The following is a 12,806-nucleotide window of genomic DNA, read 5'->3' on the forward strand; positions in this document are numbered from 1 at the left end:
ATTGTTTAGAGGGGTGACACTTTGGCCGCTTTAAGTTTATGTATGATTGTAAAAAATGAAGAAGAGTCCTTGGCACGATGTCTTGAATCAGTTAAGGGTATTGTCGATGAGATTGTTATTGTTGATACAGGTTCGTCGGATAAAACAAAGGAAATAGCCGCCCAGTATACTGATATGATTTATGATTTTACGTGGATTAATGATTTTTCAGCCGCAAGAAATTTCTCTTATGAAAAGGCTACGAAGGAGTATATTATGTGGTTAGATGCAGATGATATTATTTTGCCCGAAGATCAAGCAAAGCTTTTAAAATTCAAAAACAATCAATTAAATCATAATATTGACGTTGTCATGATGAAATATAATGTGGGATTCGATAAGAAGGGGAATGTTGTCTTTTCTTATTACCGTGAGAGAATCACAAAGCGTGAAAGGGGCTATAAGTGGAAGGAGCCTGTTCATGAATATATAGCTTTATCTGGAAACATAATGAGTACAGATATAGCCATAACACATAACAAAATAAAAAAATCGGAAGCTGGTAGAAATCTAAAAATATATGATGAAATTATTAAGTCAGGAAAAAGTTTAAGTCTAAGGGGAATTTATTACTATGCCAGGGAGCTTAAAACCAAAAAGCGATATCAAGAGGCAATAGACTATTTTAATCAATTCTTAGGCTTTAAGGAAGGATGGATAGAAGATAAAATTGCAGCCTGCTACGAGCTATCGATATGCTATAAAGCCCTTAATCAGCCGAAAGAAGGAATAATCGCATTACTTAACAGTCTTCAACACGATTCCCCAAGGGCAGAAATATGTTGCCAAATTGGGTATTTTTTTAAGGAGCAAAAAAAGTACGATCAAGCAATCTTCTGGTTTAGTTTGGCCCTTGATTTGAAGAAACCTAAAAATTGCTGGGGCTTTATTCACGAAGATGCCTGGGGATATATCCCTAGTATGGAATTGTGTGTATGCTATTATGAGAAGGGAGAATATATGAAGGCCATTCATTATAATGAACTGGCGGGAGAATATAAACCGAATGATGAAATTGTTGAAAAAAATAAAGTGTTTTTTAAAAACTTTAAAAATAATGACTGAATAATAGGTCGGTATGGGGCAAAATTTTAGAACAGAGGTATGAACCTTCTCTGCCATTAATAATGTATAGTAAGCTATTTTTTAATCATCAGGAAGCACTGGTATTAAAACAATGGCTGCAAACATTAATAATTTTAATGTAGAGGAGGCTTGTGAAATGAAAAAGTATCTGCAAAGAATTGGCCGTTCCTTAATGCTGCCGGTGGCGGTTTTACCTGCGGCAGCCATTTTAATGGGAATAGGCTATTGGATCGACCCCTCTGGCTGGGGGGGCGGCAGTGCTGTGGCAGCCTTTTTAATCAAGGCTGGAGCTTCAATTATTGACAATATGTCAATTCTATTTGCCATAGGGGTGGCCCTGGGTATGGCGAAGGAAAGGGATGGTTCTGCTGCCCTCGGTGGCTTAGTGGGCTACTTAGTGGTGACAACGTTGCTTTCAACCGCCTCGGTTGCCATGTTCAGGGGAATCGAAGAGGCGGCGGTGAATCCTGCCTTTGAACAAATTGGAAATCAATTTATCGGTATCATATCAGGGCTGGTGGCGGCCGAAATGTATAACCGCTTTAGCCATGTGAAGCTGCCCGATGCCCTGGCCTTTTTCAGCGGAAAACGTTTAGTTCCGATTATGTCATCCATTGCCATGATTGGGGTATCCGTTGTCTTGTTCTTTGTATGGCCGGTGGTTTATTCTGGTTTAGTGGCCTTTGGTACAGCCATCAGCAGTCTTGGCTTTTTAGGGGCAGGGCTGTACGGTTTCTTTAATAGATTGTTAATTCCAACGGGGCTGCATCATGCATTAAACTCTGTATTTTGGTTTGATGTGGCAGGCATTAATGACATTGGAAACTTTTGGTCCAGTACTGGGGTAAAAGGAATTACAGGGATGTACCAGGCGGGCTTTTTCCCCGTTATGATGTTTGGTTTGGTGGGGGCTGCCTTTGCCATTTACCAAACAGCCAAGCCAGAAAAGAAAAAGCTGGTGTACTCATTAATGCTGGCTGCAGGCTTCGCTTCCTTTTTAACAGGTGTGACCGAGCCCCTGGAATTTTCCTTTATGTTTGTTGCCCCTTTGCTATATTTACTACATGCTGCTTTGACTGGGATATCCCTTGCCATTTCAGCTTTCTTCCATTGGACCGCCGGTTTTGGCTTTAGTGCCGGGCTAATAGACCTTATGCTAAGTCTAAAAATGCCCCTGGCCAATAAACCCTATATGCTGGTGCTTCAGGGCTTGGTTTTTGCAGTTATATATTATTTCTTATTTAGGTTCTTTATCACTCGCTTTAACCTCATGACCCCTGGCAGAGAGGAATTGGAAGATGAGGCAGAGGTTAAAGAAAATTCGCTCCTCGATCATACGACAGATAAATTTTATCAGATGGCAGTTAGAATTTACGAAGGCTTAGGGGGTTCAGAAAATATCGTTTCAATAGAAAATTGCATCACCCGTCTGCGGGTGGAAGTAAGGAGTATGGAAGCGGTTGATCAGGAAAAAATCAAGGGGGCCCAGGTGTTAGGTGTAAAAATAATTGGACCAAGGGGGATACAGGTAATCATTGGACCCCAGGTACAATTTGTTGCTGAAGAGATCGACAGGATTAGAGCTGGAAAATGAGGCAATTTGTGTAAAATGTACTGCACCAGCAGGGGATGCCAATAACCTGTTGGTGCTTTTTTATAACCCTTTAAATCATCCAAAGGAAGAATATGTTCTTATGCCTATGAGAGAATACTTCTGTTGACATAGGCCAATGGGTTGTATATAATATTTCCAATATCTACAAAGTCTATTAAGCCTTGTAATATGAGATGCAAAGCATCGAGGAAAAGCACAGATTTTTTTGTAACCACAGGCAAAGGTGGGGTATAATGTTAATAGTTAAACATATCTTATTCTATAAAGGAGGGATAGCAAGATGAAACTTGTTATTGCCATTGTTCATGATGAAGATGTTCATCCATTATTAGAGGAATTAACCAGCCATCGGTTTCGAGTAACCAAATTAGCCACCACAGGAGGATTTCTAAGGGCTGGGAATACTACCCTGCTGGTAGGAACAGAGGATGAAGAGGTAGATCAGGTAATTGAGATTATTAAAAACAACTGTGAATCCAGAGAGCAGATCGCCACACCGCCGACTCCTGTATCGGGAGCCACTGGGGTCTTTATTCCCTACCCCATTGAGGTAAAAGTGGGGGGAGCGACAGTATTTGTCGTTGATGTTGAGAAATATATTAAGCTGTAGAAAGAGAGGTCCATATTGATGGCCTTTGAAGCAATAATTGGACAAGATCGAACGATAGAAAGTTTGAAAATAGCATTGACCCGTAAGCAGGTATCCCATGGGTATCTGATTGAAGGCCTGGCGGGGCTGGGAAAACGAACCATTGCCAGAGAGCTGGCAATGGGAATTGTTTGCCAAAGCAAAGAGAATAAACCGTGCCATACCTGTCAAAGCTGTATAAAGAGCCAACATGGAAATCACCCTGAAATTAAATGGATCGAACCAGAAGGTGCCATTAAAATCGAGCAGATAAGAGAGCTGCAAAAAGAGATTCTCATGAAGCCCTACGAGGGCAAATACAAGGTATTTGTACTTTGTAATGCAGAAACCATGACAACACAGGCTCAAAATGCCCTGTTAAAAACCCTTGAAGAACCACCTACCTATGGAGTATTGATTTTGCTGGTAAATAATATTAATCGCCTGTTGCCCACGGTGGCATCAAGGTGTCAGGCATTAAGGCTGAGACCTGTCGAAAAAAATAAAATTGCTGATTTTCTTGAAGCCAAAAAGGGAATATCTAACGAAGCTGCCAGGGTTGTTGCGGCCTTTTCAGACGGTATACCGGGCAAGGCCCTGCAACTGCTGGAGGATGAAGATTTTATCAGGAGGAGAAATACCCTATTTGAAATTACCCGGGAGCTGTTAAATCAAAATACAATTGTGCTCCTTGACAGAGTGCAATTTTTTGTGGAAGAAAAAAATTATGCTGAGGAATTACTGGATATTTTTACAAGCTGGTATCGGGATTTATTGATATATAGAGAAACCCAGGCTTTTCAATTTATCATGAATTATGATAAAATGAAAGAAATCCAGGAGCAAGCGAGCAAAATTGGGTTGAAACAATTAAGAGAAATTATTTTTATGATAGATAAGGCCAAGCAAAATCTTAAAAGCAATGTAAACTATCAGCTTAACTTTGAAGTCATGCTCTTAAATATTCAGGAGGTATTGTCATGGTAACTGTTGTTGGTGTACGGTTTAAAAAGGCTGGTAAGATTTATTATTTTGATCCGGATCATATAGAAATTAATCAATACGATAATGTTATAGTTGAAACAGCAAGGGGAATTGAATACGGTGAGGTAGTCGTGGGGCCTAAGGAGGTCAGCGAAGACGAAATCATTGCTCCCTTGAAGAAGGTCATTCGGGTTGTGACGGAAGAGGATGAAGCGAAGCATCGGGAAAATAAAGAAAAGGAAATCCAGGCCTTTCAGATTTGTCTGAACAAAATTAAAAATCATGAGCTTGATATGAAGCTGATTGATGTGGAATATACCTTTGACAATAACAAGGTAATATTCTATTTTACAGCCGATGGCAGAGTTGATTTCCGAGAACTGGTGAAGGATTTAGCTTCTGTCTTTAAAACACGAATTGAGCTAAGACAAATTGGTGTTAGGGATGAAGCCAAAATGATTGGTGGTTTGGGCCCCTGCGGTAAGTCATTGTGCTGTGCTACCTGGTTAGGTGATTTTGAGCCCGTATCTATTAAAATGGCTAAAGACCAAAGTCTTTCCCTGAACCCTGCAAAAATATCCGGCATTTGTGGTCGACTGTTTTGTTGTCTGAAGTATGAGCATAATTTGTATCAACAAATCATTGATAAGCTCCCAGGGGTTGGGGCCATTGTCAAAACTCCAGAAGGAGAAGGAATTGTCTTTGATACCAGTGTACTGTTGGAACAGATAAAGGTAAAAATCAGAAACCCTAAAGATAACTCAGAGGATATCAAAATATTTTCACTTCATGAGGTTACTAAGCTTAAGGACGATAAAAAGGCCAATCAGGATGATGAAATCCCGCCTGACCTTGAGGAGGAGCTCAAGGCTCTGGAGGAATAGAAAATTAAGGCAGAGTGTCTCGAAGGGGACCTTTGCCTTTTCCTTAAGGTAAGGGCTTTGATATAATGATAAAGGTTGAACATATGAAAAAGAGGTGACAAAGGGAATGAGAAACCGCATCTGGGTATTGATTTTAATTATTGTATTGGCAGTTGGTATTTACTATAGCTATCAAAATAGACAGGTAGATCAGGAGCCTGATTTACCGCCCCTTCAGGAATCCCCAGGGCCAGAGGAAGAGATGCCAGGGGATTTATCAGACAGTGAAACCGCTTCAGGTGAGAAGACTGGAATTTATCCTGGCAATAGGGTATCGAAGCTGCAGTTGGAAAATAGCGAAGGTGAAATCGTCAGCCTGGAGCAATTTCAAGACCGCCCCATTGTATTGAGCTTTTGGGTGAGCTGGAATGAGGAAGCGATTAATCAATTAGCCATATTAGAGAATATTCAGCCCTTATTTAATGATGAAGTGGCCCTTGTTGGAATCCATGCCAGTGCTTTTGATTCCATCAGTCTTACTGAAGCGCTGGAAATGATAGATGAAGCTGATTACGCTTATGAAATGCTGATCGATAAGGATGCAGAAGCTCAGCAGGCCTACTATGTTGGCAGCTTTCCTACCACCTTTATCATTGATTCCCAGGGAAGTATTCATAAGGTTTATACAACTGTAGTTGAAGAAGACCAACTGTTGGATGATATAGAAGCATTGCTTACACAGTAATGATAGTTTTTTCTTTAAATTGCAGATTGTGAATAATGAAAGGCCCCAATATTCCAGGAGCGAGAAAAGCAAGCGAGGGCAGCGTATGTACTACGTAAAGATCTGGCTTTTTGCAGCGACTGGAAGTAGGGCTTTTTTGTATAGAAAAAAATATTTGGTCCCCCAAAATAATCAGTCAGAGCGTACCCTTTAAAAGGAGGTGTAAAAGTGACGAATTTTCTGAGGCTTTTCAAGACCGCCAAAACCCTGGAGGAAAGAGTAAAATTAATTCAGGAAGGCAATCAACATGAAAGAAATCAATTAATTAAGGAATATATACCCTTTATACAAAAGCATATCAGCCAACAGCTTGGCAAATATATAGATACTAAGAACAGCGACCTGTATAGCATTGGACTGATGGCCTTCAATGAAGCCATTGATAAGTATAATGAAAAAAAAGGTAGCTTTTTAAATTTTGCAGCAGTGGTTATGAAAAGCAGAGTCATTGATCAGCTTAGGCGGGAAGCCAGAAATAATAAGGTGGTCTACATGAGTCAGCTTTTTGGCGTTGAAGAGAAAAATAGCATAGAAGAGATGCTTGTGGAAGAAAGCTTTGAAAATCGTTTTGAGACAAAGCTGGACATGGCCTTTCTGATTGAAAAGATGAAGGCCTATAACGTAACCCTTGATGATTTGTTACTGGAAGCACCCAAGCATATTGATACCCGGTTAAGGGCCATAGAGGTGGCCAAATATGTGTACGAAGTTGAGCCCTTAAGAAAAAAATTTATTAGAACTCAAAATTTACCCATGACAGATTTAATGAGGGAACTGGGTATTTCGAAAAAGGTGGTGCAAAGAAGTCGAAAATTTATTATTGCAGTCATTCTCATATTAGAGAGTGATTTAGATACCCTTAAGGGTTACATAAACGAAGTAGAAAGGAGGGAAGTCAGTGAAATCTAAGGGAACCATAATGGAAATAAGGGAAAATTCGATGATTATCATGGCTCAGGATTTAAGCCTTCATGAAGTAACAAAACGTCAGGGCGTAATTGAGGGAATGGAAATCGATTTTTTTCCCCATGAAATTATGCTTAGAAGAAGGGGTACCGGGTATTTGAGAGTGGCTGCTGCGGTGGCAGCTGCAATTATTTTATTATTTTTCAGCAATTTTTATTTATCGGGGCTGCGCCAGGAAATTGCACCCCCTACTGCCATTTTAACCGTCGATATTAACCCAAGTGTGACCCTTGAATTAAACCGACAACAGCAGGTGGTTACAGCTAGGGGTCTTAATGCTGAAGCCAGGGCCTTTCCACTGGATGACTTGACTGGAGCTGATGCGAAAGAAGCAGTTTTAAAAATTATAGAATGGGCAGAGGCAGGGGGATACATTAAAGCCCAGGAAAAAAGCTATATTCTGTTAAGTACCGTTTCATTAACCAGTGAGGCAGACCTTGAAGCAGAGCTTGAACAAATGGTGGCCGCCTTATCCCAGACAATTGAAGCAACATCCAACCAGGAGGAAAGGATTGTACTTTCTATTACTTCTAATCCAGAAACCCTTCAAAGAGCCCGGGAGGAAGATATTTCGGTGGGCAAGCTTGAAATTGCCCGGCAAATTGATGATTCAATCGATATTGATGAAATAAAGGAAAAAAGGGTTAAGGAGCTGATTACCCAATTTGAAGAAAAGCGGCACCCTGTTTTTGAAGACCACCCCGTAGAAGAGGAAGTTAGTGACCCTGACCTAAGCATTGAAGTAGAAAAGGAGCATCCGGTTTTTGAAGTGCATCCAGGCCAAGGAAAGGGAGTAACGCAAGGAGATACCAAGGTTCAGCAGCAAACCACCAACCAAAGTGAAAAGCAGCAAAGGGTTATAAAACAAGAAAAAGTAGATTTAAGGCAAGAAAAAAAGCATGACAAGCAAAAACTAAAGCGGCAAAAAAATCATGAAAAGTTTAGGCTAAAGAAAGAGAAAAGGTATGAAAAAGAGAAATTTAAGAGCGAAAATAAAAAAAGGTTCAATAAAAATTCTTATAAAAAACAAAACAAACAAACAAAGAGAATATTGAAGCAATGCAATATTTTTTATTTTTCTCAAATGCCCAAAATAAAAATATCCTCCGTAAACATATACTGAAAGAAAAATTAAAGGAGGAATTCAACATGAAAAAAGCAATTATTAGATTTTTTGCTCTGATGCTGACCCTTGGTTTGACCATCTCGTCGGTTCAAGCCTTTACACCACCGGGGTTAAGTAAAAAGGGTGGCCTGCCGCCGGGAATCCAAAAGAAGTTTTTAAAAGAAACGACCATAAATAAAACCTACGAAACCCTTTTAAAGGGAATTGATTTAGAGAACAACAGAATTACCATCGAAGATGGTACAGCTGTTTTAATGCTGTTGGTTGATGAAAAGGCCACAATAAAGCTCGATGATAAAAAGGCCCAATTAGATGACCTTAAGGTAGATGATTACATTAAAATCAAGCTGAATAAAGACAATACAGTCACCGAGATTAAGGCTGACAGTTCCGAAAGAACTAAGGAGATTAAGGCAACGGGCCATATCCATAACCTGAATTTAAACAAAAATAAAATTACATTAAAGGAAGCTGGTAAAAACACTACCTATGAAATTAACGACGAGGTTGTTGTAAGAATTGATGGTGTGACCAAAGGGCTTAAGGATTTAACAGTCGATATGAAGGCTACCCTATGGATAATGGATAAGCAGGTGGTTGCAATCGAAGCAAAAACCACTGAATATAGTACTGTCACCGGTACCTTAGCCTATATAAATTATACTGAAAAGAAACTGGTAGTTGAAAATAAAAATGGTGCAAAACTATATCAATTAAATGATGAGAGCCTGGTATATATTGATAATAAACTAAAAACCCTAGATGATTTAACCCTTGAAATGAAGGTAACCCTTCAGGTCAACAAATCACAGGTTATTACATTAAAAGCCGTTTCTAAGTAAGCAGACCAATAGCATTTTCTGCCCTTCTAACCATAGAAGGGTTTTTTCTTTTTTCTTGGGTTAAAATAAAATCTAAGCTAAGGATTACCAAGAAAAATTAAAAAGATGATATAATAAATTGGGATTGAGAAAAATTAGATAAGGAGCAAGCAATGGAGAAGCTAATTAAGCCTGGAGAACGGGTTGACGAACTGCAAATAAAAGATTTAAAGGTGATACAAAGGCCCAAGGGGTTTTGCTTTGGCATAGATGCGGTACTATTAGCTAATTTTGTCGAATTAAAAAGATATGATCAAATCATAGACCTGGGAACGGGTACGGGTATTATACCTATTCTGATGGCAGGGAAAAGTATTGACACAACGATAAAAGCCATAGAAATACAAAAAGAAGTTGCAGAAATGGCTGATCGAAGCGTCAGGCTGAATAGACTGGAAAATCGAATTGAAGTGATGAATATTGATTTAAAAGAAACCAGCCAATACCTGCCCGTCAATACCTTTGATGTTGTTACGGCGAATCCTCCCTATATGCACCCTGAGGGGCTGTTAAATCCCAGCGACCATAAGGCCATTTCCCGCCATGAGATCTGCTGTACCCTTGAAGATGTCATACAGATAGCCTCTAAAATGCTGAAGCACCATGGCAGGTTTTTTATGGTTCATCGACCCCAGCGGCTGGTTGATATCATGGCCTGTTGCCGTCAATATAAGCTAGAGCCGAAACGTCTTCGATTTGTTCACCCCAGAGAAAATCAACGGCCCAACCTGCTGCTGATGGAATGTAGAAAGGCGGCCAAGCCCGAACTCATTATCCTGGAGCCCCTGACTGTATATCGGGAGGCGGGCAAGTATACCGATGAAATCTACAAAATTTATCAAAAAACCTCACTTATGAAGGGAGGGGAAACCATTGAATAAGGGAAGGCTATACATTTGTCCTACACCCATCGGTAATTTAGAGGATATTACCCTAAGGGTGCTTAGAATACTTAAGGAAGTAGATTATATCGCTGCAGAAGACACCCGGCATACCCTAAAGCTACTAAATTACTATGAAATTCAAAAAAACCTGGTTAGCTATCATGAGCACAATAAAATGAAGAAGGAAGCTCAATTAATTGAAGATTTGCTTGGGGGAAAGGAAATAGCACTGGTTTCTGATGCGGGGATGCCCGGTATCTCTGATCCCGGCCAGGAACTGATCAAGGCCTGTATTCAGCATGAAATTCCCTTTGAGGTATTGCCGGGGGCCACGGCGGGCATATTGGCCCTGGTGGCTTCAGGCCTTGACAATAGCCGCTTTAGCTTCGAAGGCTTTTTGAATCGAGAAAAGAAAAGACGCAGGGAGCGGCTGGAAAAAATCATGTACGACGATCGAACTTTGGTTTTTTATGAGGCCCCCCACCGATTGCTGCAAACCCTTAAGGATTGTATCGATGTGCTAGGAGATCGCAATGCGGTTGTCGCTCGAGAATTGACCAAAAGATATGAAACCATTTTAAGGGGAGCTTTATCAGATTTAATCGAGGTGTTTCAAACGACACCGCCGAAGGGAGAGATTGTACTGTTGATTGAAGGCATGTCTTCAGAAGCCCTGGATCAAATCAACAGAGAATCCTTTGAAGGTCAATCGATACAGGAGCATTTGCTTCAAATGATGAAGCAGGGAGTCGATAAAAAGGAGGCCATTAAGCAAGTGGCCAAGGCCAGAAAGATATCAAAAAGAGAGGTATATCAGCAGGCCATTGAGTTGGAGGATTAAAAATACAAAAAATATAAAGAGCCGCCAAGAAATTTTTCTTTGGGGCTCTTTATAAAAAACTTATTTTAACTCTTCTAAGCACTCACTACAGATGTTCTTATTTTTATAAACTGTTACATCCTTTGCGTTACCACAGAAGATACAAGCTGGCTCGTATTTTTTCAAAATAATACTTTCACCATCAACATAAATTTCAAGTGCGTCCTTTTCAGCAATGTTTAATGTTCGGCGCAATTCGATTGGCAATACTACTCTACCTAGTTCATCTACTTTTCTTACTATACCTGTTGATTTCAAATTTTTTTCCTCCTTGATTTTTAAATTTTAATAATTTCCTTAAGAATGAACAATTTGCTATATAATGAGGCATCATATAACAAATTTCGACATTTCATATATTAAATAATAACAGACTTTCCATAAAAAGTCAACGTCCTAATTTGAATAAAATATTAATAAATAAATTTTTATATCCTAGATATTAAATTGGCATTTTTGAGGGATCAAGCCTTGTTAGAAGGCAATGAATTGGGTATAGTATATTGAGAGATAATTTATATGAATTTTTTTAAAAAATTTTAATAAATAGCACATAGAATTGGCCGTCGATGAAGGAGCTGATGAAATGGTTGATGTGATAGCCTGCATCTGTGAAATACAGCGGATGATTAACAAGCAGGTTTTTGTGGTGGGTGGTACAATTCGTGATCAATTACTCCAACGCCCTTTTAAGGATTTAGATTTAGCGGTGCTTGAAAATGCCGCTGACTTTGCTCAACTGGTGGCAGACAGATTAAATGCTGCTTTCTTTGTTTTAGATGAAGTAAATCAGGTATACCGTGTTGTCGACAAGGAAAACCATACCATTGATATTTCAATCATAAAAAATGGTGAGGTGGTGCATGACCTTTATCAAAGGGATTTTACTATCAATGCCATGGCTTATGATTTGTCCCACGGGTGGCCAATAAAGGAAGAGCATATCATTGACCCCTTTGAAGGAAAGACCCATATTCAATTGAAACAGATCAAGTCACTGCATGATAAAACCTTTTATGATGATCCCGTCAGAATGCTCAGGGCTGTTAGATTTATGTCAGTGCTGGGCTTTAGTCTGGAGGAAACTACCCTGACGGCGATTCAACAATATGCTGAAGAATTGAAGAGAAGTCCGGGGGAGAGAATTACCAGGGAATTGTTCACCATATTGGAAGGAAGGGACAGCCACTATTTTTTACATTTCCTTGATGAGCCACTGCATCTATTAGATAAGCTGTTTCCTGAATTGCAGGTCATGAAGGATGTTGGACAGTGTAAATATCATGTGGTTGACTGCTGGTCCCACTCAATCTATACTGTCAAAATCCTGGAAGGCTTCATTCATTCACAGGGTTATTTTGAAGCCCATATTAAAAGGGCCTACGAGGAGCATACCAGTCAGATTCTAGCAGGCGACCGCAGCCGGTTGGCACTAATCAAACTGGGGGCACTATTTCATGATGTAGGTAAGCCCTCTGCCAGGCAGGTAGACCAAACGGGAAGAACCCGCTTCCGGGGCCATGAAATAACTGGAGCGGAAATTTTAAAGGGCTATGCAGAAAGGCTAAAATTAAGTGCTAAGGAGACGGAAATCCTCTATCGCTATGTTGCCTATCATATGATTCCCCTGGATTTATATAAAGCAAATGATGTCAGCGGAAGGGTATTGTATGATGTTTTTCGCAAGATGGGGGAAGAAACACTGGATATTTTATTAATTGCCCTTGCAGATATTATTGCCACCAGAACCCTTCTGGACCCAAAAGAGGAAATGGGCATGTTTAAAATCCATGTGGAGTATATTATTAATAATTATCTAACCAGATATAAGCCCGTTGAGAGGGTAAATAACATCATTAATGGAAAAGAGATTATGGAAAGTCTTAAGCTGCCCCAAAGTATAATGATTGGTACCATAATTGAAGAAATAAAAAAGGCCCTTTATTTAGGCCAAATTCCTCCCACAAAACGGGGAGCCCTAGATTACATTAAAAAAAACTATTTCTGATAATAACAGGCCGAGGGTTTTACAATTCCCCGGCCTTTTTATAATTACTGCTGCCTTAATTT

At 39.7% G+C, this 12,806-nt stretch carries 13 protein-coding genes; 12 read left to right on the plus strand and 1 reads right to left on the minus strand.

Going from position 1 to position 12,806, the window contains the following annotated elements; translation table 11 throughout:
• Positions 1 to 42: 42 nt before the first annotated feature.
• The 11 genes from ACYQ1I_RS07105 (at position 43) to rsmI (ending at position 10,697) form a co-directional block, all read left to right on the plus strand.
• Complete coding sequence (locus ACYQ1I_RS07105; protein WP_459763761.1) at positions 43 to 1,104, plus strand: glycosyltransferase; 1,062 nt, start codon at positions 43 to 45, stop codon at positions 1,102 to 1,104.
• A 157-nt stretch (positions 1,105 to 1,261) separates the two neighbouring features.
• On the plus strand, positions 1,262 to 2,719 hold the full coding sequence (gene nagE, locus ACYQ1I_RS07110; protein WP_459763762.1) for an N-acetylglucosamine-specific PTS transporter subunit IIBC: 1,458 nt from the start codon (positions 1,262 to 1,264) through the stop codon (positions 2,717 to 2,719).
• Between the two features lie 301 nt (positions 2,720 to 3,020).
• Positions 3,021 to 3,350, plus strand: a complete 330-nt coding sequence (locus ACYQ1I_RS07115) for a cyclic-di-AMP receptor (RefSeq protein WP_459763764.1) — start codon at positions 3,021 to 3,023, stop codon at positions 3,348 to 3,350.
• A gap of 18 nt (positions 3,351 to 3,368) precedes the next feature.
• Positions 3,369 to 4,355 (plus strand): DNA polymerase III subunit delta', encoded by a 987-nt coding sequence (holB, locus tag ACYQ1I_RS07120; RefSeq protein WP_459763766.1) that lies wholly within the window; start codon positions 3,369 to 3,371, stop codon positions 4,353 to 4,355.
• Entirely contained in the window at positions 4,349 to 5,236 is an 888-nt protein-coding gene (locus ACYQ1I_RS07125; RefSeq protein WP_459763768.1) for a PSP1 domain-containing protein, read from the plus strand. The genes holB and ACYQ1I_RS07125 overlap by 7 nt, the downstream gene beginning before the upstream one ends.
• 106 nt (positions 5,237 to 5,342) lie before the next feature.
• Positions 5,343 to 5,960 carry a peroxiredoxin family protein gene (locus tag ACYQ1I_RS07130; RefSeq protein ID WP_459763770.1) on the plus strand — a complete coding sequence of 206 codons (618 nt, stop codon included), beginning with the start codon at positions 5,343 to 5,345 and terminating at the stop codon, positions 5,958 to 5,960.
• A 207-nt stretch (positions 5,961 to 6,167) separates the two neighbouring features.
• Positions 6,168 to 6,908 (plus strand): RNA polymerase sigma-I factor, encoded by a 741-nt coding sequence (gene sigI, locus ACYQ1I_RS07135; protein ID WP_459763772.1) that lies wholly within the window; start codon positions 6,168 to 6,170, stop codon positions 6,906 to 6,908.
• On the plus strand, positions 6,898 to 8,088 hold the full coding sequence (locus ACYQ1I_RS07140) for an anti-sigma-I factor RsgI family protein (RefSeq protein WP_459763774.1): 1,191 nt from the start codon (positions 6,898 to 6,900) through the stop codon (positions 8,086 to 8,088). Before sigI ends, ACYQ1I_RS07140 begins: the two co-directional genes overlap by 11 nt.
• Positions 8,089 to 8,114: 26 nt before the next feature.
• Positions 8,115 to 8,933 (plus strand): hypothetical protein, encoded by an 819-nt coding sequence (locus ACYQ1I_RS07145; protein ID WP_459763776.1) that lies wholly within the window; start codon positions 8,115 to 8,117, stop codon positions 8,931 to 8,933.
• Positions 8,934 to 9,085: 152 nt separating this feature from the next.
• Positions 9,086 to 9,853: a tRNA1(Val) (adenine(37)-N6)-methyltransferase gene (locus ACYQ1I_RS07150; RefSeq protein WP_459763778.1), complete on the plus strand. Its 768-nt coding sequence runs from the start codon at positions 9,086 to 9,088 to the stop codon at positions 9,851 to 9,853.
• Positions 9,846 to 10,697: a 16S rRNA (cytidine(1402)-2'-O)-methyltransferase gene (gene rsmI / locus ACYQ1I_RS07155; protein WP_459763780.1), complete on the plus strand. Its 852-nt coding sequence runs from the start codon at positions 9,846 to 9,848 to the stop codon at positions 10,695 to 10,697. Before ACYQ1I_RS07150 ends, rsmI begins: the two co-directional genes overlap by 8 nt.
• Positions 10,698 to 10,757: 60 nt before the next feature.
• Here the strand turns inward: rsmI and ACYQ1I_RS07160 are convergent, their stop codons facing one another.
• Positions 10,758 to 10,994, minus strand: a complete 237-nt coding sequence (locus tag ACYQ1I_RS07160) for an AbrB/MazE/SpoVT family DNA-binding domain-containing protein (RefSeq protein ID WP_459763782.1) — start codon at positions 10,992 to 10,994, stop codon at positions 10,758 to 10,760.
• Positions 10,995 to 11,322: 328 nt separating this feature from the next.
• Between ACYQ1I_RS07160 and ACYQ1I_RS07165 the strand changes: the two genes are divergently transcribed.
• Positions 11,323 to 12,744 (plus strand): tRNA nucleotidyltransferase/poly(A) polymerase-related protein, encoded by a 1,422-nt coding sequence (locus tag ACYQ1I_RS07165; RefSeq protein WP_459763784.1) that lies wholly within the window; start codon positions 11,323 to 11,325, stop codon positions 12,742 to 12,744.
• Positions 12,745 to 12,806: the final 62 nt, after the last annotated feature.

The organism is Alkaliphilus crotonatoxidans (assembly GCF_054658015.1).